This is a genomic window from Brevundimonas sp. Soil_N_31, from assembly GCF_057655995.1.
The window spans coordinates 36,006-60,061 of the sequence record NZ_JBDGLE010000006.1; the positions used below are offsets into that span (position 1 = coordinate 36,006).

The following is a 24,056-nucleotide window of genomic DNA, read 5'->3' on the forward strand; positions in this document are numbered from 1 at the left end:
GGTGGTGTAGTCGTTTCCAGATGCGGTAGGCCACGATGGGTGCGAAACCGCAGATGAGGGCGATCAAGAGGATTCCCCAGAATCCGCCCTCCGGCCATCGGTTTGAGACCGTGCCTGCCGCCAAGCCCGCGAACGCGGGCCCGAGCCAGGGCAGCCAGTGCGGTGGCCGAAACCGCATTCAGGCGTCGACCTTGATGACGCCGCGACGGATCTGGTCCAGCTCGATCGAGTCGAACAGGGCCTGGAAGTTGCCGTTGCCGAAGCCTTCATTGCCCTTGCGCTGGATGATCTCGAAGAAGATCGGCCCGAAGGTGTCCTGGGTGAAGATCTGCAGCAGCAGGCCTTCCTCGTCCGAACCGTCGATCAGGATGCGGTTCTTGCGCATCCGCTCCACGTCCTCGCCGTGGCCCGGCAGGCGTTTGTCGATCAGCTCGAAATAGGTCTCGATGGTGTCCTGGAAGTCGACGCCGCGTTCGCGCATGGCCTCGACCGTCTCGAAGATGTTCTCGGTCGTCAGGGCGATGTGCTGGATGCCCTCGCCGTTGTAGCGGCGGATGAATTCCTCGATCTGGGAATTCTCGTCCTGGCTCTCGTTCAGCGGGATGCGGATGGCGCGGTCGGGCGCGATCATGGCTTGCGAGAACAGGCCCGTCGCCTTGCCCTTGATATCGAAATACTTCTGCTCTTCGAAGTTGAACACCGAGCTGTAGAAGCCCGACCAGGTGCGCATCTCTCCGCGACGGACGTTGTGGGTCAGGTGGTCCAGGATTTCGAGGCCCATGGAGTTCTTGCGCTCGGCCTCTTCCCAGCCCTCGATCTCATCCCAGGCGTCATACAGGGAGCCGGTCTCGCCGTACTGGTCGACGACATAGAGCAGGCTGCCGCCGATGCCCTGCAGCACATAGGGGTAGTCGCCGGCCAGGGCGCCGCCGCCCGTGCCTTCGGCCTTGCGGGCGCCACGCGCCAGCGCGCCCTCATAGGCGGCCTTGGCGTCGGCGACGCGGAAGGCCATGCCGTTGGCCGAGGGGCCGTGATCCTTGGCGAAGTCCGCCGCTTGGCCGGCGGGCGTGCGGTGGACCAGCATGGTGATGTCGCCCTGCTTCAGGCGCACCACGCCGTTGGCCGGGTTCACATGGGTGGGGGTGAAACCCATCAGCTCCAGGCGCGAGATCATCGCCTCGGGCTCGGGGCCGGTGAATTCGACGAACTCGAAACCGTCGACGCCGAGGGGGTTTTCCTGGTCGAGTTTGGCGGCATCCTGCATGGCGCGTCTCCTCTCTCTTTTGGTTTGACGCGGCTCAGGCCTGCATGGCGCGGCCGCTGATTGGGGCGGAACCTACTGGCGGGGCGGTGTCGGGCGCAAGGCGGCTGTGGACTGAAACGGCACACGTTCCGGTGTCGCAGGCGATCGTTCGCCTCTCGCGCCGTTTCGTCTGGCCTGCTATCGGGCGAGGGACGAGAGGCGGGGGCCTCGATCGGGACGCCTGAATGCTTCGCAAGCTCTACGACTGGGTCTTCTCCCTGGCCCGCCACCGTCACGCCACGCGCTCGCTGGCCGTCGTTTCCTTCGCCGAAAGCTCCTTCTTCCCGATTCCGCCCGACGTCATGCTGGCCCCCATGGTGCTGGCCAAGCCGGAACGCGCCTATTTCTACGCCACGGTCTGCACCATCGCCTCGGTGCTGGGCGGAATCCTGGGCTACGCCATCGGCTACTGGCTGGAGCCCGTCGGCATGTGGATGCTGGCCCTGCTGGGCAAGGCCGACACCTTCGAGGCGTCCAAGGCCCTGTTCCAGCAGCACGGCGCCTGGGTCATCCTGATCAAGGGGCTGACGCCGATCCCCTTCAAGCTGATCACCATCGCCTCGGGCATCTTCCAGTTCAATCTGGCGCTGTTCATCGCTCTGTGCGTCGTGACGCGCGGCGCCCGCTTCTTCCTGGTGGCCTTCGTGCTCAAGCGCTGGGGCCCGCCCATGCTGGCGATCGTCGAGAAGCGGCTGGCCCTGTTCACCGTGCTGTTCCTGGCGCTGCTGGTCGGCGCCTTCTTTATGGTCAAGCTGATCGGTCACTGATCGACGCCGGTCCCCGCTCAGTTTATGAGAGGCGCCTGGTTCCTGTGAGGCGCAGATGAGCGCGATCTACAAATTGCTGACCCGCTGGTGGACGGCCTTCGCCCTGACCGCCGCCCTGGCCATGCTGGGCGCGGCCCACGCGTTCGAGCGGTTCGCGGGCCTGGCGCCCTGCAACCTGTGCCTGAAGCAACGCGAGGTTTACTGGGCCGCCGTCGCCATCGCCGGGGCCGCCACCTTCTGGGCCTTGTTCAGCCGGGCCAGCCGGGGCACGCCGCGCATCGCCTCCTTCCTGCTGGCGGCGATCTTCCTGACCGGGGCGATTACGGCGGGCTATCACGCCGGGGGCGAGCTGCGCTGGTGGGCCTTGCCCGCCACCTGCATGGCCGCGCCGAGCACCACCATCGACCTGTCGGCGCTGACGGCCCTCGTCGACGGCACGGGCGGAAGCACGGGCTTCGTCTCCTGCGGCGACATTCCGTGGAGCTTCGCCGGCCTGTCGATGGCGGGCTGGAACTTTGTGATCTCCCTGGCGCTGGCTATCTTCAGCCTGCTGGCGGCGAAACGTCCCAAGGACGCCCGCGCGCCGAGGAGCTAGGATAGAGGCGTCATGACCCAATCAGCCGAAGCCGTCTCCGCCGCCCGCCGCATCCCCCTGGCTCGCCCCGGCGTGGGTCAGGACAAGGCGCGCCTGGCCGAGATGCTGCGCGTCGATCACGCGGGCGAGTTCGCCGCCGTCCACATCTACCGCGCCCAGCGCGCCGTGCTGGAAGGCCGCAAGGGCAAGGACGCCATCGCCGCCGATCTGACCGAGATGGAGGGACACGAGGCCGTCCACCTGGCCCGCTTCGAGACGCTGCTGAACGAGAACCGGGTGCGCCCCACGGCCATGATCCCGCTGTGGAAGCTGGCGGCCACGGCCCTGGGCGCCGGGACGGCCCTGATCTCGGAAAAGGCCGCCCACGCCTGCACCGAGGCGGTCGAGAGCGTCATCGAGAAACACTACGCCGATCAGATCGAGGAGATCCGCGACCGCGATCCCGAACTGGCCGCCGAACTGACCAAGTTCCGCGAAGAGGAACTGGCCCACCACGACCACGCCATCGAGCACGGCAGCCGCGAGGCGCCCGCCTATCGCCTGCTCAGCAGCGTCATCAAGGTCGGCTGCAAGGCCGCCATCAAGATCAGCGAACGCATTTAAAGCCCTTCTCCCACAAGGGGAGAAGGAAGACGCTTTACCCCATCGCCGAGCCGACGCCGCGCCCGCCGCCGGGGACCGGCGCAACGTCCAGCAGCTTCAGGCGGAACACCAGCACGGCGTTGCCCGGAATCATCGGCGGGCCGCCCATCTCGCCGTAGCCCAGTTCGGGCGGCAGGAAGAGAATCCACTCGTCGCCGGGCTTCATCAGCTGCAGGGCCTCCGTCCAACCGGGCACCACGCCCTCGGGCGAGAAGACCGCCGGGGCGCCGCGCTTGAACGAGCTGTCGAACACCGTGCCGTCGGTCAGCGTGCCTTCATAATCGACCCTGACCAGGTCGTTGCGATCGGGGCTGACGCCGCCCGCCGGACCGGAGGCCACGACCTTGTACTGCAGGCCGGACGGCAGGGTCTGCACCCCCTCTTCCGAGGCGTTCTTCTTCATGTAGACGGCTGATTCCGCCGCATTCTTCGCCAGGTCTTCAGGCGCGGCGGCGGGACGGCCGCAAGCGGCGAGAGCCAGAAGGGCGGTCGCGGCCATAGCGGCGCCGAGGGGGCGCTTAGCCCATGCGAAGTTCATAACCCTGGTCCTTCAAGGCGGCGCCGATTTCCTCGGCATGACGGGCGTCGCGGGTCTCGACCATGATGTCGAACTCGGCGCCCTTGGCGGGCACGTCCAGCGCCAGCCGGTTGTGCACCACGTCGATGATGTTGCCGCCCAGCCCGCCGATCACGGCGGCCATGGCCGACAGCATGCCGGGGCGGTCGTCGCCCAGGATGCGATAGACGATCAGCCGCTTCTCGCGGACCATTTCACGGTTCAGCACCACGGCCAGCATGCGGGCGTCGATGTTGCCGCCGGTCAGCTCGACGCCGATCTTCATGCCCTTAAAGCGTTCCGGGTTGGCCAGGATGGCGGCCAGGCCGCCGGCCCCGGCGCCCTCGGCCACCGTCTTCTCCAGCGTCGCCAGCAGGGCCACGCCCTTTTCGAAGTCAGCCTCTTCGCAGACGAAGACCTCGTCGATCAGGCTGTCGGCCAGGGCGAAGGGAATCTCGCCCACGGCCTTGATGGCGATGCCCTCGGCGATGGTCTGGCCGCTGCATTTGGCCGGTTCGCCGCGACGGCGCGCGGTGAAGGACGGATAGCGGGCGGCCTCGACGCCGAAGATCTTGATGTCCGGCTTGACCGCCTTGGCGGCGATGGCGCTGCCCGCGATCAGGCCGCCGCCGCCGATGGGGATGATCAGGGCGTCGAGGTCCGGCGCGTCCTCCAGAAACTCCAGGCCGCAGACCCCCTGCCCCGCGACGATGCCCTCGTCGTCGAAGGCCGAGACGAAGACATAGCCATGCTCGGCCTGAAGCCGCTTGGCCTCCTCGGTCGAGCCCGAGAAGTCGAGGCCGTGGATGACGACGTTGGCGCCGTGGGCGCGGGTGCCGTCCACCTTCACGAAGGGGGTGCCTTCGGGCATGACGATGGTCACGGGCACGCCCAGACGGCCGCCGTGATAGGCCAGGGCCTGGGCGTGGTTGCCCGCCGAGGCGGCGACGACGCCGCGCTTCATCTCGTCCGGCGTCAGCTGCAACAGCCGGTTCAGGGCGCCGCGCTCCTTGAAGCTGCCGGTGAAATGCAGATTGTCGAACTTGATCCAGATCTCCGCCCCGGTCAGCTGCGACAAGCGGCGGGAATAGCGGACGGGCGTGCGGTCGACCTGGCCGGCGATGCGTTGTTGCGCCGCCCGGATGTCGTCGATGGTGACGGTCATGAAATCCCTGAATTCACTTCGGCCGGCCTCTGTCGTCCGGTCTCCGACGCCTCTTGTGGAGCAGGCCGCGACGCCGGGCAACCTTGACTCGCCCCTGCGACGGGGGTCATGCCGAAACTCGCCTGATCCGAGAAAGCCGGGAGCCGACCCACGATGACCGACCGCCCCTCGAACGCGCGCCGTTCGCGCCTGACCGCCCTGGCCGCCCTGGCCGCCGCAGCGGCCGCCGGCCTGACCCTGGCCGCCTGCGCCACAACGCCGATGGGCGGCGGAACGAGCGGCCCGGCCGAGTTCAGCGCCGACGACTTCACCTGGTCGACGCGCTCCGGCCAAGCCTCGATCAACGGCCGCGTCGCCTTCGCCCAGGACGGCCGCAGCTTCAACTGCGTCGGCAATGTGGGCCTGATCCCCGACACCCCCTACACCCGCGCCCGGATGCAGCGCCTGTACGGCTCGACCGACCGCGCCGCCGTGCCCGCCGCCGTAGTGCGCGCCCGCTCGGCAGGAGAACAGGGCGCCGACTACCGCTCGTTCGAGCGCGCCGAAGCGTGCGCCGACGGCGCCTTCAGCTTCAGCGGTCTGCCGGACGGCAGCTGGTTCCTGATCTCTCCGGTCAAGGCGGGAGACGACATCATGGTGGTGATGCGCCGGGTCCAGACGCGCGGCGGTCGAGCGATCAACGTCAACCTTGGCAGTTGACTTCGCTGTAGTTTTGTAGAAGCCGAGCGCCGTTCGCCATCCTTTGGCCTCATGTGGCCGCTCTCTGAACGGTCCGTCACAGGACAGTCGAGAGCGTATTCTTGTCTCAGCATAACATCGTGGGCTCCGAGGCCTTCAGCAATCAGCCCTATGTGCTGGTCCGCAACGTCAGGCCGGGAGGGTTTCGCCGCCGCCGTTCGCGCGCCGTGACGGCCTATGTCGTCGTAGCGGTTCTGGCCCTGTCGGCCGGCGCCGCCGTGGCGGCCTTCGCCATGGGGCCCTTCATGGTGCAGGAACCGCCTGCGGCGCTGCAGGCCACGCCCGCCGCCTAACCTCTTTTCGATGCCCCCGGGCGTCTTTCGTCAGCTTGTCCGATACACCGCGCTTGCAAGTGCGAGTGATTATTACTACCCACCATCCTCACGATCTGAGGACGGAGCGACCAGCTTGAAGACCGGCGCCGCAAGCATATTGGCCTCGTTCGCGGCCACCCGCGTCCTTGCGACGCATCCCTGCCTCCGTCTGAAAAGCAAGACGCCGCATGCCGTCGATTGCGGCTTCCAAAGCGATGGGCGTCGCTATTGGATGGGCATGAGCTGGGACTTGTGAGGATGGGGCTGATGGCCGATTTCAACCCGGGACGTCGGGCCCTGCTGCTGGGCGCCGCCGCCCTAATGGCGACCGGGGCCGCCGCCTGCACGCGCCGCGACCAGGCCGCACCGACCTCCCTGCTGACCGACCTGCGCGACCGGCCGCTGGCGATCACCCCGCCGGTGACGAAGCTGTCGATCGACGACAGTCGCTTCCTGATCGCCCTGTCGTTGATCCATCCCGATCCGGTCAGCCTGCTGGCCGCATGGGCGGGCGACGTGAACCGCCTCAGCCCGGACATCTACGCCGCCTATCTTGAGAAAACCCCGACGCTGGCGACCCTGCCCAAGACGCCGAGTTCGGCCGCCGCCTTCAATGTCGAGGCGGTGCTAGGCGCCCAGCCGCAGGTCGCCCTGGTGTCGCTGGATTCCGGCCCGACCGACGCCCAGACCGCCCAGTTGGAGCAGGCGGGCGTGCGCGTCGCCTATATCGACTTCTTCCAGCACCCCTTCGAGAACCAGCCGCGCAGCCTGAGCCTGCTGGGCTCCATGATCGGCCGTGAGGAACAGGCCGAGGCCTACAACGCCTTCCGCGCCGCCCGGTTGAAGGTCATCTCCGACCGCGTGGCGGGCCTGGAGGACGAGCAGAAGCCGACCGTCTTCCTGGAGGCTCACGCGGGCAACGGGCCGGACTGCTGCAACTCGGTCGGGGCCGGGAACATCGGCGACTATCTGACCTTCGTCGGCGCCCGCAACATCGGCGCCGAGGTGCTGAAACAGCCGTCGGGCAAGCTGAACCTGGAGTTCGTGGTCGAGCGCGATCCCGACATCTACATCGCCACCGGCGGCCCGCATCTGGAGAAGACCGGCGGCTTCGTCGTCGGCCCGAAATACGACGCCGAGACCTCGCGCGCCTCGCTGCGCCGCGTAGCCGGGCGGCGCGGCCTGTCGACCCTGAAGGCGGTGCGCGAGGGCAAGGTGCACGGCCTGTCGCACCAGCTGATCAACTCGCCCATCGACATCGTCGCCACCGAGGTGCTGGCCAAGTGGATCCAGCCCGAACTGTTCGCCGATCTGGACCCGCGCGCGACGCTGGACACGATCAACAAGGACTTCCTGGCCGTCCCCTATCGCGGGGACTACTGGACCGATCTGGTCCCCACTCCCTGATATTCCGCCGCCTGATTTCATCCCGGAGAACCGTCATGATCACCCTTCGCAACGGCATTCTGACCGCCGCCGCCTTCGCCGCCCTGGCGGTGGCTTCGACCGCCTCGGCCCAGACGATCGAGAAGACCGTCAAGGTCGCCCCCGGCGGCCTGTACGAGATCGTCTTCAACCCGACCGACAACGACCTCTATGTCGCCGCCGTCGGCCCGCGCGGCGCCAACCAGGCCCAGATCGTCCGCCTGCAGGGCCAGACGCTGGCGCCGGAATCCTCGGTCGACGTCTCGGCCAATCCGCTCTACGGCCTGAACCTGAACACCCGCACCCAGGTGCTGTACGGCACCGACACCCGCGCGGGCGTCATTACGGCCATCAACGCCCGCACGGGCGCGGTGATCGCCGCCATCCGCAACGGCGACGAAGAAGGCGCCCACGTCCGCCAGGTCGTCGTCGATGAGGCGAACAACAAGGTCTATGTCAGCGTGGTCGGCGGCGAGGCGGGCGACGCCTCCAAGCCGAACCTGATCTGGGTCATCGACGGCGCGACCAACACGGTCGAACGCACCATCACCGCCACGGTCGGCGGCCTGACGGGCGCGGCGCTCGATCCCGCGACCAACCGCCTCTACGTCACGGGCATGAGCAGCAATGAAGTCGCCGCCATCGACCTGGCCACCGGCGAGACGGTCGGCAAATGGCCGTCGCACGGCGACTCGACCATCAACGTGGCTGTCGATTCCGAAGGCCGCCGCCTGTTCGTCGCCAATCAGAAGTCGGGCGAGCTGACGGTGCTGAACGCCGACACCGGCGCCCTGATCCACAAGGTCGCCACCGGCGCGGGCGCCCTGAGCGTCGCCTACAACGGCGCGGTCAAGCAGATCTACGTCGCCAACCGCCAGGCGGGCACGGTGACGGTGCTGGATTCGGACACCTATGCGGTGAAGGCGAACCTGCAGACGGGCACCTTCCCCCAGACCATCGCCATCGACCGCGCGACCAACGCTGTCTACGTCTCGAATAAGGCTCGCGGCCTGCCGCGCGGCGCCCCGGCCGGCACGCCGGTCCCGGTCGACCCGACCGGCGACGTTGTGACGCTGATCCGCCCCTGATCCCGATCAGGACCGCACAAGGAAAGGCCCGGCCGCAGATGCAGCCGGGCCTTTTTCTTGGCTTGAAGAGATTGGCGGCCGAGGCGCTCAGTCCGTCAGCACGTCGTCGATCATGACCTGCAGCACGCCGCGATCGCAGCGCTGGACGCGGGCCGAGACGCGGTAGACCTCGCCCAGAATTTCGGGCGTGACGGCTTCGTCGGGCGCGCCGAAGGCAACCAGCCGCCCCTTGGCCATGACGGCGATCCGGTCCGAGACGCGCGCCGCCGCCTGCAGGTCATGCAGGACGATCATCACCGTCATGCCCCGCTCGGCCGCCGCCTCGCGCGCCAGGTCCAGCACCCGCAACTGATAGTGCAGGTCCAGCGCGCTGGTCGGCTCGTCCAGCAGCAGCAGGCGCGGCTCGCGCGCCAGGGCCTGGGCCAGGCCCGCCAACTGCTTCTGACCGCCCGACAGTCGGTCCAGACGCTGCCCGGCCAGAGTCTCGGCGCCGATGCGCTGCAGCACCTCATAGGCGCGCTCGACGGCCTGCCTGTCGGTGAAGCTGGCGCCGCCCAGCGGCGTGGCGCGGATCGAGGCGACCACGGTCTCCAGCACCGTCAGGGCCACGCCCTGCGGCAGGGTCTGGGGCATGTAGGTGACGCGCTTGGCCCGGTCGGCCAGCGACAGGCCGGTCAGTTCGGTCTCGTCCAGCCGGATCGCGCCTCTGGCCGGGATCAGACCCGCCAGGGCCCGCAGGAAGGTGCTCTTGCCCGCGCCGTTCGGCCCGACCACGGACACCACCTCGCCGGGACTGAGCGGCGGCAGGCTGAGGCCCTCGACGATGGGGCGACCGCCGTAATCGGCACTGAGGTTCTGGATATCCAGCCCGGTCATGCGCGTCCCCCGTTGCGGAAGATCAGCACCAGGAAGACCGGCACCCCGATCACGGCGGTGACGATGCCGACCGGCATCAGTACGCCCGGCACGATGATCTTGGACGCCGCCGAAGCCAGCGACATGATGACGGCCCCCGACAGGATGCTGGCGGGCAGGAAGAAGCGGTGATCCTCGCCGACCAGCAGGCGGGCGATGTGCGGTCCGACCAGACCGATGAAGCCGATGGCGCCGACGAAGGCCACGGCCGTCGCCGACAGCAGGCTGACCCGCAGCAGGGACAGGAAGCGCAGGCGCTTCACGTCAACGCCGAAGCTCATGGCCCGGTCCTCGCCGAGGCGAAGCGCCGTCAGGCCGCGTGAGGACAGCAGGGAGAAGGGCGCGACCACCGCCAGGACTACGCCCAGAGCCCCGACATTGCCCCAGGTGGCGCGCGACAGCGACCCCATCGTCCAGAACACCAGTTGCTGCAGCGCCTCGGCCGAGGACAGGAACTGCACCAGCGCCGTCAGGGCGTTGAAGGCGAAGACCAGGGCGATGCCGAACAAGACGATGTTCTCGACCCCCGACCCCTTCATCCGCGCCAGGGCCTGAAGCGCCAGCACCGAGCCGAAGGCGAAGACGAAGGCGTTCAGCGGCACCAGCCAGTCGGCGCCGATGAAGCCGGCCCCCACGCCCAGCACGATGGCCAGCGACGCGCCGAACGAGGCGGCAGACGACACCCCAAGGGTGAAGGGGCTGGCCAGGGGATTGTTCAGCACCGTCTGCATCTCAGCGCCCGCCAGGGCCAGGGCCGCGCCGACCATCATCGCCATCAGGGCGTAAGGCAGGCGCACCTGCCAGACGATGGCCTGCTGGGCCGTGGACAGGCTGGCCGGGTCGAACACGCCCTGAAGCACGGCCAGGGGCGAGATCGACGACGGCCCCGTCACCACGTCCAGCAGCAGGCTGCATACGGCCAGAACCGCCAGCCCGCCGATGGCGAGAAACCGCAGCCGCACGTCGCGTCCATAGGCCGCAATCGCGTCGGGCGTTCGGCTGGGCGTCGCGCTAGACGCCGCTTTCGACGCGGCAGGTTCAAGACTCGCCAACAGCACACTCCATTCAGCGACTGCGTCGCAATACATCTCGGGGCCGGGATGGGCTAGGGTGAAGCCATGGATTCCGCCTCTTGCGTCTTTTCGCCCTCCGCGCCGCCCCTGTCCGGCGGGTGCCGCGCCCTGAGTCTGTCCGCCGATGGCGAGGCGCCCGGCCTGACCCTGTGGCTGAGCGCGCCCGAGGGCGAGCCGCCCGCTCAGGGCTGGCCCCTGCTGATCGTGCTGGAGGGCGAGGCCTATTTCACCGCCGCCGCCGAGGCCGCGCATCGCCTGGCCCGCCGCCCGCAAAAGACGCGCGTAGGGCCGATGATGGTGCTGGGCGTCGCCTTGGCGCCCGACGCCGAACGTCTGGGCGCCTTCGCCTTCGTTTCCGGCGCCGACAAGGGCGGGCGAACCATGGAGGCGCGCGGGCCCGACCTGCTGCGCCGACTGGTCGCAGGCGTCCTGCCGCTGGCGATCCGGCATGGAGCCGATCCGGCGCGCGCCGCCCTGATGGGCCACTCGATGTCCGGCCAGTTCGTATTGGAGGCGCGCGCCCGCTCGGCCCCCTTCGCCCGCTTCGTCGCCGTCAGCCCGTCGATCTGGTGGAACCCCGCCGTCATCGAAACCCAGCCGCCACAGCGCCGCAGCGACCTGTTCCTGGCCGTCGGCGCCGAAGAAGAGGCCCCCGGCCTGCCCGGCCCGCATTTGGCGCGACGCATGGTCTCCAACCTGCGCGATCTGGCGGCGACCACCGGCGCGGCCCTGACCATACTGGCCGACGAGGACCACGGGTCGGCTCCGTTCGCCAGCCTGCCCGCCATCCTGCGTTTCGTCGCGCGCCCCTGAAAGAAGCCGCAACGAACTTGCGACCTGACGGCCAAGGGCGCATGAAATCCACCCTCCTCTTCGCCTGATCGAGAAATCGCCGTGTCCGACGACAAGCCCATCGCCACCCTGCCTGAAGGCCAGCCCGTCGGCCGCGTCATCGCCATGCCCGCCGACACCAACCCCGAGGGCGACATCTTCGGCGGCTGGCTGCTGGCGCAGATGGACCTGGCCGGGGCGACCCCGGCGTTCGAGCGCGCGGGCGGCCGCTGCGCCACCGTGGCCCTGGACGGCATGGTCTTCCACCAGCCGGTGTCGGTCGGCGACGAGGTGTCGATCTACGCCAAGATCATCCGCACGGGCCGCACGTCGATCCGCGTCCATGTCGAGGCGTGGAAGCGTGCTCGCGGCCAGGCCGAGGCCCAGTCGGTCCGCGTGACCGAGGGCGTCTTCACCTATGTGGCCATCGACCAGGACCGCAAGCCGCGCGAAGTGCCGTCCGCCTGAAGCCGGCCGAGAAGTCCGAGCGCCACGGTCGGAAATTCTTGACGTTCGGGGGCGGCGGCCCTACCTCCCCCGCATGGCCATTCGTCGTATCCTGACTATCGATAACGCCGCCGATCTGGCGATCCTGAAGACCGTCGCAGCGCCCGTCGAGGGCGGCGTCACCGACGCCGTGCGCGCCCTCATGGATGACATGCTGGAGACGATGTACGACGCGCCGGGCATCGGCCTGGCCGCGCCGCAGGTCGGCGAGCTGACCCGCGTGGTCGTCATGGACCTGGGCGACAAGCCGGTCGAGGGCGCCTCTGATGAGCCGCAGACCGAGGAAGAGGCGCTGGAGCGCCGCAACCCGCGCTTCTTCGTCAACCCGGAAATCCTGTGGTCGTCCGAGGAGATGTTCTCCTATGAGGAAGGCTGCCTGTCGATCCCGACCTATTACGATGCGGTCGAGCGCCCGGCGCGCGTGCGCGTGCGCTACATGAACTATCAGGGCGAGACGATCGAAGAAGAGATCGAGGGCCTGTACGCCGTCTGCTTCCAGCACGAGCTGGATCACCTGAACGGCGTCCTGTTCATCGACCACCTGTCGCGCCTGCGTCGCGACCGGGCGGTCTCCAAGGTCAAGAAGCACGCGAGGATGGCCGCCTGATGGCTCGCAAGACCCGCATCATTGATCAACGCGGTCGCCGCCGCCTGACCCGCAACGAGAAGGTCGGCGTCGCCAGCATCGCGACCCTGCTGGCCGTCGCCGCTGTCGGCGTGGTGGCGGGCGTGGTCATCGACCGCCTGCTCGATTTCGACGACGCCCTGGATGCGGGCGGCGAGTGGGACGAGGGCGGCGGCGTCTATACCCGCTGGATGTAATCGGCCTCACGGTCTAAAGGCCTGCCCATGCGCCTAGCCTTCATGGGAACCCCCGACTTCGCCGTGCCGTCCCTGGCCGAGCTGATCGCCTCGGGGCACGAGATCGTCGCCGTCTATTCGCAACCGCCGCGCCCCAAGGGCCGGGGTCAGAAGCTGACGCCGTCGCCGGTTCACGCCTTCGCCGAGGCCATGGGCCTGCCGGTCTTCACGCCCGAGAGCATGAAGGCGCAGGAGGCTATCGACGTCTTCAAGAGCCTGGACCTCGACGCCGCCTGCATCGTCGCCTACGGCCAGATCCTGAAACCGGAAGTGCTGGAGGCGCCGCGTCTGGGCTGCTTCAATCTGCACGGGTCACTACTGCCGCGCTGGCGCGGGGCCGCCCCGATCCAGCGCGCCATCATGGCCGGGGACCGCCAGACCGGCGCCCAGATCATGCGGATGAGCGAAGGCCTGGACGAAGGCGCCATCATCCTGTCCGAACTGATGGACATCCACGCCGACGACACCGCCGCCTCGCTGGGCGACCGCATGGCTCATGTCGGCGCCGCCCTGTGGCCCCGCGCCCTGGCCGCCATCGAACGCGGCGGCTTCACCGAGACGGAGCAGACGGGCGAGCCGACCTACGCCAGGAAGATCACTTCGGCCGAAGCCCGCATCGACTGGACCTGCCCCGCCGCCGAGGTGGACGCCCACATCCGCGGCCTGTCGCCCTTCCCCGGCGCCTGGTTCGAGGTCCAGGTCGACGGCGAGCCGGTGCGCATCAAGGCCCTGATGTCGGTTCTGGCCGAAGGACAAGGGACGCCCGGTCAGGTGCTGGACGACGCCCTGACGATCGCCTGCGGAACCGGCGCCGTGCGCCTGACCCGCGTGCAGCGTCCCGGCAAGGCGGCGCAACCCGCCGACGAAATGCTGCGTGGCTTTGCGGTCCCAGCCGGCGCCATGCTGGACGGGCCGCGTCGGGTCGAGAAGGCGGAGCCTTCTGATCGCGGCCTCCAAGGCTAATGCCCCGGTATCGTTTCTCTGTCGAATATGACGGCTCGGCCTACAACGGCTTTCAGGCTCAGCCCGGCCAGCCGACCGTGCAGGGCGCCATCGAGACGGCGATCACCGCCTTCAGCGGCCAAACCGTGCGGATCGCCGCCGCCGGACGCACCGACACAGGCGTCCACGCCACGGGCCAAACCTGCCACGTCGATCTGGAACGCGATTGGCCTGCGCGCACCGTGATGAACGCGCTGAACGCCCATCTGATGAATGAGGCGGTGGCGGTGCTGGACTGCACGCCGGTCAGCGACGACTGGCACGCCCGCTTCACCGCCAACGGCCGCAAATACCTGTATCGCATCCTCAACCGGCCCGGCCGCCCGGCGCTGGACCGGGGCCGGGTCTGGCACGTCAAGAAGCCGCTGGACGCCGAGGCCATGCATGCGGCGGCGCAGGCCCTGATCGGTCTGCACGACTTCACCACCTTCCGCGACGCCGCCTGCCAGGCGGCCAGTCCGGTCAAAACACTGGACGTGGCCCGCGTCGCCAGAGTCGGCGAAGAGGTGCATCTGGTGTTCGAGGCGCGCAGCTTCCTGCATCGCCAGGTGCGCTCGATGGCGGGCAGCATCGCCGAGGTCGGCCTGGGCCGCTGGAGTCCCGTCGACCTGGCCGATGCGCTCGAAGCCAGGGACCGCGCGCGTTGCGGCCCGGTGGCGCCGTCAGACGGGCTTTATCTGACGGGCGTCACCTATGAGGCCGAGGCCTAGCGCCAAGCCTTAACGCTTGAACAGACCGCCCAGCGCGCCGCCGAGGCCGCCCGGCAGATTGTCCAGCAGGCCGCCCAGCATGTCGTCCGCGCCATCGGCGTTGCCGCCCGGCGTCAGACGGTCGACGGCTTCCGGCAGCAGGCCCGCCAGGGTCTCGCTGGCCTGTTCCGGCGAAATGCCCAGCTTCTGGGCGAAGTCGGCGATCGGGCCCGAGCCGATGACGGCGGCGATCTGTTCCGGCGAGATCGCGGCGTTGCCGCCCTTGCCGATCCACGAGGCCGCCACGTCGCCCAGGCCGTTCTGGCCGAACTTCTCGGCCAGGCCCGCCACGCCGCCCTGCCCCTTGAGCAGGTCCGCCAGGCCGCCGGCGGCGTCATCGCCGAGGCCGCCCAGGATATTGTCCAGAAGTCCCATCTCAATTCCTCCGATTGCCGCGTCAGAATGACGGACTTCGTCTGTGGATTTGTGGCGAAAACGCAAAACAAGGCAACGCCGCCGCGTCGCCGTCAGTTTCAGCTCTTGGCGCGCTCCGAGCCCGAGGTGACGGCCTGGCCGACCGCCGAGACGTCGCGGCCCACGCCGGCGACCGTGTTGCAGGCGGCGGTGGTCAGGGCGGCGGCGATGACGCCGAGAACGATGAGCTTGCGCATGATGAAATCCCCGTGGATCGATTTGACGCTTCAACGTGAAGCTTGACCATAAGGTTGCATGGCCAATTCATCCTTCAATCTGCTAACGGCGAAAGCATGACGCAAGCTTCCGGAACCGCCGCCCGCCGTTTGGTCGAAACCCTGGTGATGAACGGGGTCGACAAGGTCTTCTGCGTGCCCGGCGAGAGTTATCTCGCCGTGCTCGACGCTCTGGCCGACGTCCAGGACAAGATCGAGGTCATCGTCTGCCGCCACGAGGCCGGCGCCGCCAACATGGCCGAGGCCTACGGCAAGCTGACCGGCCGCCCCGGCGTCTGCATGGTCACGCGCGGACCGGGCGCGACCCATGCCTCGATCGGCGTGCATACGGCGCATCAGGATTCCACGCCGATGATCCTGTTCGTCGGCCAGATCGCCCTGACCGACCGCGGCCGCGGCGCCTTCCAGGAAGTCGACTACCGCGAAGTGTTCGGCGGCCTGGCCAAATGGGCGACCGAGATCGAGAGCCCGGAGCGCACGGTGGAAGTCGTCGAACGCGCCTTCGCCACGGCCCAGCAGGGCCGCATGGGCCCGGTGGTCGTCGCCCTGCCCGAGAACATCCTGCACGAGGACGGCGGCCCCTCGCCGATCCGCCCCGTCGTCCCGGCCAAGGCCACGCTGGACCCGGCCTTCGTCGAACAGGTACGCGAGCGCCTGTCGCGCGCCGAACGCCCCATGCTGATCCTGGGCGGTTCGGGTTGGACCGATGAGGCGACCGACGCGATCTCCGGCTGGGCCGAACGCCTGGGCCTGCCGGTCGCCCTGTCCTTCCGTCGCAAGGATCTGATCCGCAACGACCACCCCGGCTATGCCGGCGACCTCGGCCTGGGGCCAAACCCCAAGCTGGTGGCGCGGGTCAAGGACGCCGATCTGCTGCTGGTGATCGGCGCGCGCATGGGCGAGAATCCGACCCAGGGCTACACCCTGCTGGACCGCACCCGGACGGCCGAAACCCTGATCCACATCCATCCGGGGCCCGAAGAGGTGGGCCGCGTCTGGGCGCCCGCCCTGTCGGCGGCGGCGGACAATTCGCTGGCGGCCCAGGCCCTGTCGACCATCGATCCGGGCCGCGTCTGGACCGAACAGGGCGCGACGGCCCATGCCGACTTCCTCGCCTTCTCCTCGCCCATCGAGGTCAAGAGCGCGGTCAATATGAGCGAAGTCATCGCCCATCTGGCGCAGGCCCTGCCCGAGAACGCCATCCTGACCAACGGCGCAGGGAACTTCGCCGCCTGGCTGCACCGCTTCCACCGTCATCAGGCCCGCCGCACCCAGCTGGCCCCGACCTCGGGCGCCATGGGCTATGGCTATCCGGCGGCGCTGGGGGCCAAGGCGGTCCATCCGTCGCGCGAAGTGGTCTGCATCGCCGGCGACGGCGACTTCATGATGAGCGCCAATGAGATGGCCACCGCCGCCCAGTACGGGCTGGGCGTCATTGTCGTGGTCGTGGACAATGGAACCTTCGGCACCATCCGCATGCACCAGGAGCGGGAATACCCGACCCGCGTCATCGCCACCGAGTTGAAGAACCCCGACTTCGTGAAGTTCGCCGAAGCCTTCGGCGCCTTCGCCGTGCGTTGCGAGACGACCGGCGACTTCCCGGCGGCCCTGGCGGCGGCGCGCGAGGCGGCGGCGAGCGGCCGTCCCGCCCTGGTCCACCTGATCACCGACGCCGAGCAGATCGCGCCGGGCCGCACGATCACCGACCTGCGCGGCGGCTGATCGCAACAGACCCCTGGCCGCCGCAGCTTGCCTGCGGCGGCGCTTCGGGGAAGAGTGCCGCCCTTATTGTACCGAGGGGGTCTTTCTCATGCGTCGTCTTCTGATTTCATCCGCCGCCGTGCTGGCGCTCTGCGCCGCCGCGCCCGCCGTCATGGCCGAGGGGGCCGCGCCGGCCGCAGCAACCGTTCAGGCCCAGAGCGAGGACGCCCGGCTCAACGCCTTCTTCGAACAGGCCTTCGAGGCGCGCGTGGCCCTCAGCCCTCAGCGCATGACCTCGCTGGGCCGCAAGACCGACTATGACAAGCTGGACGACGTCTCCGACGCCGCCGCCGAACGCTCGCTGGCCCTGCAGGAAGCTCAGCTGGCCCAGATGAAGGCCCAGTTCGATCCGACCAAGCTGAGCGAGCAGAGCCGCCTGTCCTGGCGCCTGTTCGAACACGGGGTGCAGCAGGCCCGCCTGTCGAACCAGTGGCGCGACTGGGGCTTCCAGTTCGCCGCCAACGGCAACCCGACCACCAGCCTGCCGGTCTTCCTGATCAACAACCACCGCATCGGCAGCGTCTCGGACGCCGAGGCCTATGTCGCCCGCCTGAACGCCGCCGAACGCTATATGGGTCAGGTGGCTGACACCCTGACGGCGCGCGCCGGCAAGGGCGTGGTCTCGCCGCGCTTCGTCTTCGAGCCCTCGATCGACAACACCCGCGCGGTGGTCGCCGGCGCCCCGTTCGACGGCGGCGCCGACAACCCGGTCTGGGCCGATTTCCAGAAGAAGATCGCCGCCCTGGACGCCGATCAGGCGACCAAGGACCGCCTGCTGGCCTCCGCCCGCACGGCCCTGACCGGCCCCTACAAGCGCGGCTTCGACACGGTTCTGGCGGCGCTCGGCCAGGTGCAGACCCAGGCCGACAGCGACGCGGGCGTGTGGCGCCTGCCGCAGGGCGAGGCCTATTACAACGCGCGCCTGCAGCTCTCGACCACCACCGACCTGACCGCCGACCAGATCCACCAGATCGGCCTGGACGAGGTCGCCCGCATCCAGCGCGACATGGAGACGATCAAGACCCAGGTCGGCTTCACCGGCTCGCTGCAGGACTTCTTCGCCTTCCTGAAGACGGACCCGCAGTTCCAGTATCCGAACACGCCGGAGGGCAAGGAAGCCTATCTGACCGACGCCCGCGCCTTCGTGGCCCAGGTCATGGCCGTGGCGCCGCAGTGGTTCTCCAACCTGCCCAAGGCCCCGCTGGAGGTCCGTGCGGTCGAACCCTTCCGCGAAGCGACCGCCTCGATCGCCTTCTACAACTCGCCCGCGCCCGACGGCTCGCGCCCCGGGATCTACTACGTCAACCTGTCGGACATGACCCAGGTGCTGAAGCCCCAGATCGAGGGCATCAGCTATCACGAGGGCGCGCCGGGCCACCACTTCCAGATCGCCTATGCGCAGGAGATGGAGCACCTGCCCAGCTTCCGCCGCTTCGGCGGCTACGGCGCCTATTCCGAAGGCTGGGGCCTGTATTCCGAACGCCTGGGCAAGGAGATGGGCTTCTATCAGGATCCCTATTCCGACTTCGGCCGCCTCTCGACCGAGCTGTGGCGCGCGGTGCGTCTGGTGACCGACACCGGCCTGCACGCCAAGCGCTGGAGCCGCGAGCAGGCGATGGACTACTTCCGCCACAACTCCCTGCTGTCCGAGCGCGACATCCAGAAGGAGGTCGAGCGCTACATCACCAACCCCGGCCAGGCGACCAGCTACAAGATCGGCGAGCTGAAGATCGAGGAGCTGCGCGCCAAGGCCGAGACAGCGCTGGGCGACCGCTTCGACATCAAGGACTTCCACACCGTGGTCCTGGGTTCGGGCGCCGTGCCGCTGGACGTTCTGGGCGACCTGGTCGACGCCTGGATCGCCAAGGGCGGCGGCGCGCCGGCCTGACCTGCTTCCCTCTCCCAATGGGAGAGGGATTGAGCGCACGAGAGCGTCAGCGATCGTTCTTGCGCGAAAGGGTGAGGGTTCGCGGCGGAAGTCGGCCAAGGGTCGTCGCGTGACGGCTAACGCCGACTGACAGGACAAACCTCTCACCCTTTCGCCTTAGCCAATCGCTTCGCTCTTGGAGGCTCAAGCCCTCTCCCGCCTGGAGAGGGTGGCAGTCTTTTCCGCGTTTCTGGTGTATGAGCCGCCGCCATGCCCTTTACCGCCACCGTCCTGACCATGTTCCCCGAGGCCTTTCCCGGACCGCTGGGGGTGTCGCTGATCGGCACCGCCTGGCGCGAGAAGGGGTTGTGGGACTTGCAGACGCTGGACATTCGCGCGTTTTCCGAAGATAAGCGCGGCTTCCTGGACGACACCCCTGCGGGTGGCGGTCCCGGTCAGGTGCTTAAAGCGGACGTGGTGGCCAGGGCTCTCGACAGCCTGGAAGGTCCATCCCGGCCGCTTTTGTACATGAGCGCACGCGGTCGGCCCCTGACGCAGGCGCGAGTGACGGAATGGGCCAAGGCCGACGGAATCGTCGTCCTGTGCGGCCGTTTCGAGGGGGTGGATCAGCGGGTGCTCGACGCCCGGGGGTTCGAGGAGGTCTCCGTCGGGGACGCGGTGCTCGCCGGCGGCGAGGCGGCGGCCATGGTGGCGATCGAGGCGTGCGTCCGGTTGGTTCCGGGGGTTCTGGGTGCGGCGGAAAGCCTGTCCACCGAGAGCTTCGAGGACGACCTGCTTGAGCATCCGCAGTACACTAGGCCGCGGACGTTCGAGGGCCACGACATCCCGGAAGTCCTGTTGTCAGGCGATCACAAGAAGATCGCCAAATGGCGTCAGGAGCAAAGGGAAAAGACCACGCGGGAGCGGCGCCCGGATCTCTGGGAGCGGCATCTCGCCAACTTACAGCTAAAGAGCAAATAAGCTCCGGAGAGACACTATGAACATCGTCCAGCAGCTCGCTGCCGAAGAAAAAGCCCGCCTGCTCGAAGGCAAGACCATCCCCGACTTCCAGCCGGGCGACACCCTGCGCGTCAACGTGCGCATCAAGGAAGGCGAGCGCGAACGCATCCAGGCGTTCGAAGGCGTCTGCATCGCCCGTGACGGCGGCGGCGTCAACGAGACCTTCACGGTCCGCAAGATTTCGTTCGGTGAAGGCGTGGAGCGTCGCTTCCCGATCCTGTCGCCGAACGTCGAGTCCATCGAAGTGAAGCGCCGCGGCGTCGTTCGTCGCGCCAAGCTGTATTACCTGCGCGACCGTCGCGGCAAGTCGGCCCGTATCGCCGAGCGCCAGACGGCCCGCAAGGTCGCCGTCCCGGCCACCGGCACGGCCGAGAAGGCCGGCGACGAGGCCTGATTTCAGGCTTCGGCTCCGCGCTGAAGATCAAGAGCCCCGGCGGAAACGCCGGGGCTTTTTTGTTGGGAAATCTATAAGTGCGCTATCGCTCGCCGCGCGGCGGCTCGCTGCTTGAGCGCCCTTTCCCTCCCCTTCAAGAGGAGGGAGAGACACGCTAGCTTCCCGCAGCGCCCCCTCGAACATCGAGGCTGTGCTTCAAGGCGCTGAGCTGGTCGTGGCCGGCGCGGACTTCGCCATAGGCGCGGCGGACGGTCTCCTTGGTCGTGGCCGACAGCTCGTTGTCGGCCAACGCCCGCTCGAAACGCGCCTTCAACTGGTCCTCGCCGCCCTCGACCGTGTCGATCACCGAAGCGTCGTTGCGCAGCAAAGCGTGCTTCACGTCCATGAAGGCGCGCTGCGCCTTGGCCAGGATCGAGCCGTCCTCCTCGGGCGATCCGCCGCGTTCACGCACGGCCGCCTTGAACTCCTCGGCCAGCCGGCGGCGCTCGGCCGCTCGCGCTTCGAACCAGGTGCGATAGGCGGCGTCGGCGGTTTCGACCGCCGCTTCATGATAGCCGTCGGCGCTGTCGATCAGCCCCTCGACCAAACCGTTGAGGACCTTGATGTCGTGGCTGTTGCCGGCCATCGGAAACCTCCGTTGCTGCTCAAGAGAGAAACCCCTGCCAGCGGCGAAGGTTTCCAGCGTCACAGCTTGGTGCGCAGAGACCACAGCTCGGGGAAGCAGCGACGCTTCAGCGTCTCGACCAGATAGCCGACGCCGTCGGTGCCGCCCGTGCCCTGACGACGGCCGATGATGCGCTCGACCGTGACCACATGCTTGTGCCGCCACGTCAGCAGGGCGTCTTCCAGATCGACCAGCTTTTCGGCCAGTTGGTACAGGGGCCACCAGCGCTCGGTGTCGCGATAGACCTCCAGCCAGGCGGCCTCGACACCCTCGTTCGCCTCATAGGACTGGCTGACGTCGCGGTTGAGTACGGCCTCTGGCACCGGCAGGCCCGCCTTGGCCAGCTGGCGCAGGGCGTCGTCGTAGAGGCTGGGCGATTCCAGGGCCGCCTGCAGCGCCGCATGGGCGTCCGGGCGTTCGGCGTGGAAGCGCAGGAAGCGCGGATCCTTCAGACCCAGCATGGTCTCCAGACGGCGGAACTGGTCGCTCTGGAAGCCCGAACTGGCGCCCAGGTCGCCGCGGAACTTCAGGTAGTCGGCGGGCGTCATGGTGGCCAGGATGTCCCAGCTCTGGGTCATCACCGACTGGATGCGGCTGACGCGAGCCAGGCTCTTGTAGGCGGGCACCAGATCGCCCGCGCGCACCAGCGTCTGCGCCAGCGCCACCTCGTGCAGGATCTGCTTGAGCCACAGTTCCTTGGTCTGGTGGATGATGACGAACAGCATCTCGTCATGCTGGTCGGAGCGCGGTTTCTGGGCGGACAGGATGTCGTCGAGCGCCAGATAGCCGGCGTAGGTCACGCCCTGCGGCTCATGCTTGGCCGTCTCGATAGCGTGTCCGCGAATGTCGTTTGCTTCGGTCATACGCCAGCTATCGCCCGATCAGCCGGGCGGGGCCAGACCCTTTTTCGACGCGGGAAGCCTAGTTGGCGGCGCGGTCTTCGGCGACGGCGTTGGCGGCCATCTGGCGGCCGTTGGCGAAGGCGTCGCGGGCGCCGTTATAGATGAAGCCGTAGGTCGGATAGACGGTCGTGCCCAGATCGTTGATCGGATTGTACCAGACCTTCACCCGGCTCCAGTCGCCCGAGGACGAGACGTCGACGACGGTGACGTTTTCCTCGACCTTGCCGCGGCTGCCGCCCCAGTTGGCGTGGGTGACGCGGATCACGCGGTCGGTCAGGACGTCGGAAACGACGGCGACGTGGCCGGCGCTCATGCGGCCGTGGGGCTGGAACACCAGCACCGAGCCGGTCTCAGGCGCGTCGCCGGTGCGGAACTTGCTGACGGCCTGACGCCACCAGGTCCAGGCGTCGCCGAAGATCTGAATGCCCGAGAACATGCGCGCGAAGGTCACGCACTGCCAGTAGGGATCGCCGGCCTGGGCCGGGGTCGTGGTGAAGGCGAAAAAGCCTAGGCTTGCCGCAAGGGCGGCGGCTGTGAGCCGTTTCATCATCTGGCGTGCTCCCGACTGAACGCGGACAAGCCTTAGACGATAGGGCCAGAATGTTGAAGAACTGTTTCCGACTGTTTCCCCGGCTGATCCACAGATGATCGCCGCCTCGCCGCCCATCCGCGCAGGAAACGACGGGCTGGGCGCTCGATCAGTTGATGAACAATCGCGGCCGCGACAATCAAGCCTGCGATGATCGCCAGCCACAATACGAGAGGAAGCTGCTTGTCTTCCGCCCCGGTCAGGCGCGCCGCGACATTGACCGCCAGAATCTGCCACGGGGCGCACAGCATATAGACCGCATAGCTGATCTCGCCGAGATAGACTGCGGGCGCGGAGCCCAGCACGCCCGCCTTGTTCGCCGGAATGCTGGCCAGGGCCAGGATCAGCAGCCCCCCGGACAGGACGGTGATCCCGTCCCAGCTCATCAGCGAGGCGCTGAGCGCCGTTACGACCGCCGCCGCCAGAGCCAGCAGGCCCGCGCGCGGCAAGGGCGCCCGGCGATAGACCAGGTAAAGGGCGCAGCCGTAGGCGAAGCAGGGCACGATCCGCAGCGCCCCCCACTTGAACGTCGCCTCGGTCAGGCGATAGCCGGCGACGCGCTCAAACCCGACGTAGAGGGCGACCAGCAGCAGGGCGGCCGCCCCCGTCGCCAGCCACGGTCGGTTCCGCAACTTCCACGCTGCGGCGGCGAAGACGGGGAAGGTCAGATAGGCGAACCACTCGGCCGAGATCGACCAGGACGGGTGGTTCCATCCCGCCTCGCCCGCAAAGCCCCAGGCGTGGACCATCAGCAGGTTGGGCAGCAGCGTCTTCCAGCTGAGGATGCCGGCGTCGATCGCCATGCCCGCCGCCGTCGCCGCCAACCCCAGGGCCATGACGCCGAACAGGGTAAACAGGTGCAGCGGATAGACCCGCGCGATGCGCGCCCACAGGAAGCCCTTGTAGCCGAAGCGCTTCTCGCCGAACGCCTGCAGATAGACGTGGCTGAGGATGAAGCCCGACAGGACGAAGAAGAGCTCGACCCCCAGGTAGCCCTTGGCCGCCAGGGCGGGCATGCCGCCGACCGCCAGATTGGGCCACATCAGATAGACCACGACCCACAGGGCCGCCAGGAACCTGAGCGAAGTCAGGGGACGGATGTCGATCGGCGTCGCTACGGGCGTCATGGGACCATCCTGGCCTGTGAACCGACCGGGGACAGCCCGGCCGCATAACAGCGCTCAATGCAAGCCGGGCGCCAGCTTCGCCTTATTCTACGCGGCCGCTCTCCCCGGCCCTCTCGATGGCGGCCGTGGCGGCGGCGCAACCGGTCAGGGTCTCATCCCCGATCTCGACCTTGGCGGTCAGGGGATAGGTGCGGTCGCTCATGCCGTCCGAGCAGTCCGTCGCCGTCAGGGTGACGGTCAGATCCGTCCCGGCCTCGGTCTTGGCGGTCCAGCTGGCGACCGTGCCCTGCAGGCTCGGGCCGGGGTTGGCGGCCTTCTGCTCGGCCCGGTCGACGCCGGAATAGGTCAGGCCGTCCGGCTTGATCTCCACCGCCCAGAAGGGCTCGGTTCCCAGCACGCGCACCGGTTGGTCCAGATCGACGCCCGCCAGGGCGCGCGGCTCGGCCTTGGCGGGCGCGGGCGTCTTTTCAGCGGGCTGCGAACAGGCGGCCAAGGCCAGGGAGAGGGCGGCGGCGGAGAGGAGGGCGACGCGCATGGCGGTCCTTTCTGAA

29 protein-coding genes are annotated in these 24,056 nt (G+C 68.3%); 17 read left to right on the forward strand and 12 right to left on the reverse strand.

What is annotated here, in order from left to right; translation table 11 throughout:
• Positions 1-178: 178 nt before the first annotated feature.
• Positions 179-1,264, reverse strand: a complete 1,086-nt coding sequence (hppD, locus tag AC3A3G_RS10960; protein WP_200166449.1) for a 4-hydroxyphenylpyruvate dioxygenase — start codon at positions 1,262-1,264, stop codon at positions 179-181.
• A gap of 224 nt (positions 1,265-1,488) precedes the next feature.
• On the opposite strand from hppD, the gene AC3A3G_RS10965 reads away from it, so the two are divergent.
• The 3 genes from AC3A3G_RS10965 to AC3A3G_RS10975 are packed head-to-tail and all read left to right on the forward strand — an operon-like array spanning position 1,489 to position 3,268.
• Positions 1,489-2,070 carry a YqaA family protein gene (locus AC3A3G_RS10965; RefSeq protein WP_125900452.1) on the forward strand — a complete coding sequence of 194 codons (582 nt, stop codon included), beginning with the start codon at positions 1,489-1,491 and terminating at the stop codon, positions 2,068-2,070.
• A gap of 55 nt (positions 2,071-2,125) precedes the next feature.
• The gene (locus tag AC3A3G_RS10970; RefSeq protein ID WP_200166447.1) at positions 2,126-2,665 is read left to right on the forward strand and encodes a disulfide bond formation protein B; all 540 of its coding nucleotides are present in this window, start codon (positions 2,126-2,128) and stop codon (positions 2,663-2,665) included.
• A 12-nt stretch (positions 2,666-2,677) separates the two neighbouring features.
• Positions 2,678-3,268 (forward strand): demethoxyubiquinone hydroxylase family protein, encoded by a 591-nt coding sequence (locus AC3A3G_RS10975; protein WP_088411004.1) that lies wholly within the window; start codon positions 2,678-2,680, stop codon positions 3,266-3,268.
• A gap of 34 nt (positions 3,269-3,302) precedes the next feature.
• On the opposite strand, the gene AC3A3G_RS10980 is transcribed toward AC3A3G_RS10975, so the two are convergent.
• Positions 3,303-3,845 (reverse strand): FKBP-type peptidyl-prolyl cis-trans isomerase, encoded by a 543-nt coding sequence (locus AC3A3G_RS10980; RefSeq protein ID WP_200166445.1) that lies wholly within the window; start codon positions 3,843-3,845, stop codon positions 3,303-3,305.
• Entirely contained in the window at positions 3,826-5,028 is a 1,203-nt protein-coding gene (locus AC3A3G_RS10985) for a threonine ammonia-lyase (RefSeq protein ID WP_200166443.1), read from the reverse strand. Before AC3A3G_RS10985 ends, AC3A3G_RS10980 begins: the two co-directional genes overlap by 20 nt.
• Before the next feature lie 153 nt (positions 5,029-5,181).
• Between AC3A3G_RS10985 and AC3A3G_RS10990 the strand changes: the two genes are divergently transcribed.
• The 4 genes from AC3A3G_RS10990 (at position 5,182) to AC3A3G_RS11005 (ending at position 8,593) form a co-directional block, all read left to right on the forward strand.
• Positions 5,182-5,727, forward strand: a complete 546-nt coding sequence (locus AC3A3G_RS10990) for a hypothetical protein (RefSeq protein ID WP_200166441.1) — start codon at positions 5,182-5,184, stop codon at positions 5,725-5,727.
• Positions 5,728-5,828: 101 nt separating this feature from the next.
• Positions 5,829-6,059, forward strand: a complete 231-nt coding sequence (locus AC3A3G_RS10995; RefSeq protein ID WP_125900446.1) for a hypothetical protein — start codon at positions 5,829-5,831, stop codon at positions 6,057-6,059.
• Positions 6,060-6,347: 288 nt separating this feature from the next.
• On the forward strand, positions 6,348-7,487 hold the full coding sequence (locus tag AC3A3G_RS11000; protein WP_487488206.1) for an ABC transporter substrate-binding protein: 1,140 nt from the start codon (positions 6,348-6,350) through the stop codon (positions 7,485-7,487).
• 35 nt (positions 7,488-7,522) lie between these two features.
• Positions 7,523-8,593: a YncE family protein gene (locus AC3A3G_RS11005; protein WP_200166437.1), complete on the forward strand. Its 1,071-nt coding sequence runs from the start codon at positions 7,523-7,525 to the stop codon at positions 8,591-8,593.
• 87 nt (positions 8,594-8,680) lie between these two features.
• Here AC3A3G_RS11005 and AC3A3G_RS11010 read toward each other — a convergent pair whose 3' ends face one another.
• Positions 8,681-9,469 (reverse strand): ABC transporter ATP-binding protein, encoded by a 789-nt coding sequence (locus tag AC3A3G_RS11010; protein ID WP_200166435.1) that lies wholly within the window; start codon positions 9,467-9,469, stop codon positions 8,681-8,683.
• Positions 9,466-10,566, reverse strand: a complete 1,101-nt coding sequence (locus AC3A3G_RS11015; protein ID WP_487488207.1) for a FecCD family ABC transporter permease — start codon at positions 10,564-10,566, stop codon at positions 9,466-9,468. Before AC3A3G_RS11015 ends, AC3A3G_RS11010 begins: the two co-directional genes overlap by 4 nt.
• A gap of 60 nt (positions 10,567-10,626) precedes the next feature.
• Here AC3A3G_RS11015 and AC3A3G_RS11020 point away from each other — a divergent pair, with 60 nt between their 5' ends.
• The 6 genes from AC3A3G_RS11020 to truA all read left to right on the forward strand — a co-directional run bounded on the left by AC3A3G_RS11020 (position 10,627) and on the right by truA (position 14,492).
• Positions 10,627-11,394 (forward strand): alpha/beta hydrolase, encoded by a 768-nt coding sequence (locus tag AC3A3G_RS11020; RefSeq protein WP_487488208.1) that lies wholly within the window; start codon positions 10,627-10,629, stop codon positions 11,392-11,394.
• Positions 11,395-11,475: 81 nt separating this feature from the next.
• A complete protein-coding gene (locus tag AC3A3G_RS11025; RefSeq protein ID WP_200166429.1) occupies positions 11,476-11,880 on the forward strand; it encodes an acyl-CoA thioesterase in 405 nt (134 codons plus the stop codon).
• A 73-nt stretch (positions 11,881-11,953) separates the two neighbouring features.
• Entirely contained in the window at positions 11,954-12,526 is a 573-nt protein-coding gene (gene def, locus AC3A3G_RS11030) for a peptide deformylase (protein WP_200166427.1), read from the forward strand.
• The gene (locus AC3A3G_RS11035) at positions 12,526-12,741 is read left to right on the forward strand and encodes a hypothetical protein (RefSeq protein ID WP_125900438.1); all 216 of its coding nucleotides are present in this window, start codon (positions 12,526-12,528) and stop codon (positions 12,739-12,741) included. The genes def and AC3A3G_RS11035 overlap by 1 nt, the downstream gene beginning before the upstream one ends.
• Before the next feature lie 27 nt (positions 12,742-12,768).
• Positions 12,769-13,743, forward strand: a complete 975-nt coding sequence (gene fmt, locus AC3A3G_RS11040; RefSeq protein ID WP_487488209.1) for a methionyl-tRNA formyltransferase — start codon at positions 12,769-12,771, stop codon at positions 13,741-13,743.
• Positions 13,743-14,492 carry a tRNA pseudouridine(38-40) synthase TruA gene (gene truA / locus AC3A3G_RS11045; protein ID WP_368925132.1) on the forward strand — a complete coding sequence of 250 codons (750 nt, stop codon included), beginning with the start codon at positions 13,743-13,745 and terminating at the stop codon, positions 14,490-14,492. The genes fmt and truA overlap by 1 nt, the downstream gene beginning before the upstream one ends.
• Positions 14,493-14,501: 9 nt before the next feature.
• Here truA and AC3A3G_RS11050 read toward each other — a convergent pair whose 3' ends face one another.
• Positions 14,502-14,906, reverse strand: a complete 405-nt coding sequence (locus AC3A3G_RS11050; protein ID WP_087140512.1) for a YidB family protein — start codon at positions 14,904-14,906, stop codon at positions 14,502-14,504.
• A 98-nt stretch (positions 14,907-15,004) separates the two neighbouring features.
• On the reverse strand, positions 15,005-15,142 hold the full coding sequence (locus tag AC3A3G_RS11055) for an entericidin A/B family lipoprotein (RefSeq protein ID WP_087140513.1): 138 nt from the start codon (positions 15,140-15,142) through the stop codon (positions 15,005-15,007).
• 96 nt (positions 15,143-15,238) lie between these two features.
• On the opposite strand from AC3A3G_RS11055, the gene AC3A3G_RS11060 reads away from it, so the two are divergent.
• From AC3A3G_RS11060 to rplS, 4 genes are all read left to right on the forward strand, one after another.
• Complete coding sequence (locus AC3A3G_RS11060; protein WP_368925130.1) at positions 15,239-16,903, forward strand: thiamine pyrophosphate-binding protein; 1,665 nt, start codon at positions 15,239-15,241, stop codon at positions 16,901-16,903.
• Positions 16,904-16,991: 88 nt separating this feature from the next.
• Positions 16,992-18,830 (forward strand): DUF885 domain-containing protein, encoded by a 1,839-nt coding sequence (locus AC3A3G_RS11065; protein WP_487488210.1) that lies wholly within the window; start codon positions 16,992-16,994, stop codon positions 18,828-18,830.
• Between the two features lie 249 nt (positions 18,831-19,079).
• A complete protein-coding gene (gene trmD / locus AC3A3G_RS11070; protein ID WP_303705396.1) occupies positions 19,080-19,790 on the forward strand; it encodes a tRNA (guanosine(37)-N1)-methyltransferase TrmD in 711 nt (236 codons plus the stop codon).
• A gap of 16 nt (positions 19,791-19,806) precedes the next feature.
• Positions 19,807-20,223 (forward strand): 50S ribosomal protein L19, encoded by a 417-nt coding sequence (gene rplS, locus AC3A3G_RS11075; RefSeq protein WP_125900431.1) that lies wholly within the window; start codon positions 19,807-19,809, stop codon positions 20,221-20,223.
• 154 nt (positions 20,224-20,377) lie between these two features.
• On the opposite strand, the gene AC3A3G_RS11080 is transcribed toward rplS, so the two are convergent.
• The 5 genes from AC3A3G_RS11080 to AC3A3G_RS11100 form a co-directional block, all read right to left on the reverse strand.
• Positions 20,378-20,848, reverse strand: coding sequence for a PA2169 family four-helix-bundle protein (locus tag AC3A3G_RS11080; protein WP_234287604.1), 471 nt, complete (start codon positions 20,846-20,848; stop codon positions 20,378-20,380).
• Positions 20,849-20,907: 59 nt separating this feature from the next.
• Positions 20,908-21,750 carry a tryptophan 2,3-dioxygenase gene (locus AC3A3G_RS11085; protein WP_487488211.1) on the reverse strand — a complete coding sequence of 281 codons (843 nt, stop codon included), beginning with the start codon at positions 21,748-21,750 and terminating at the stop codon, positions 20,908-20,910.
• A gap of 58 nt (positions 21,751-21,808) precedes the next feature.
• Positions 21,809-22,339, reverse strand: coding sequence for a CHAP domain-containing protein (locus AC3A3G_RS11090; protein ID WP_200166413.1), 531 nt, complete (start codon positions 22,337-22,339; stop codon positions 21,809-21,811).
• Positions 22,340-22,371: 32 nt separating this feature from the next.
• A complete protein-coding gene (locus AC3A3G_RS11095) occupies positions 22,372-23,505 on the reverse strand; it encodes an acyltransferase family protein (protein ID WP_487488212.1) in 1,134 nt (377 codons plus the stop codon).
• 82 nt (positions 23,506-23,587) lie between these two features.
• Positions 23,588-24,040 carry a COG3650 family protein gene (locus AC3A3G_RS11100; RefSeq protein ID WP_200166409.1) on the reverse strand — a complete coding sequence of 151 codons (453 nt, stop codon included), beginning with the start codon at positions 24,038-24,040 and terminating at the stop codon, positions 23,588-23,590.
• Positions 24,041-24,056: the final 16 nt, after the last annotated feature.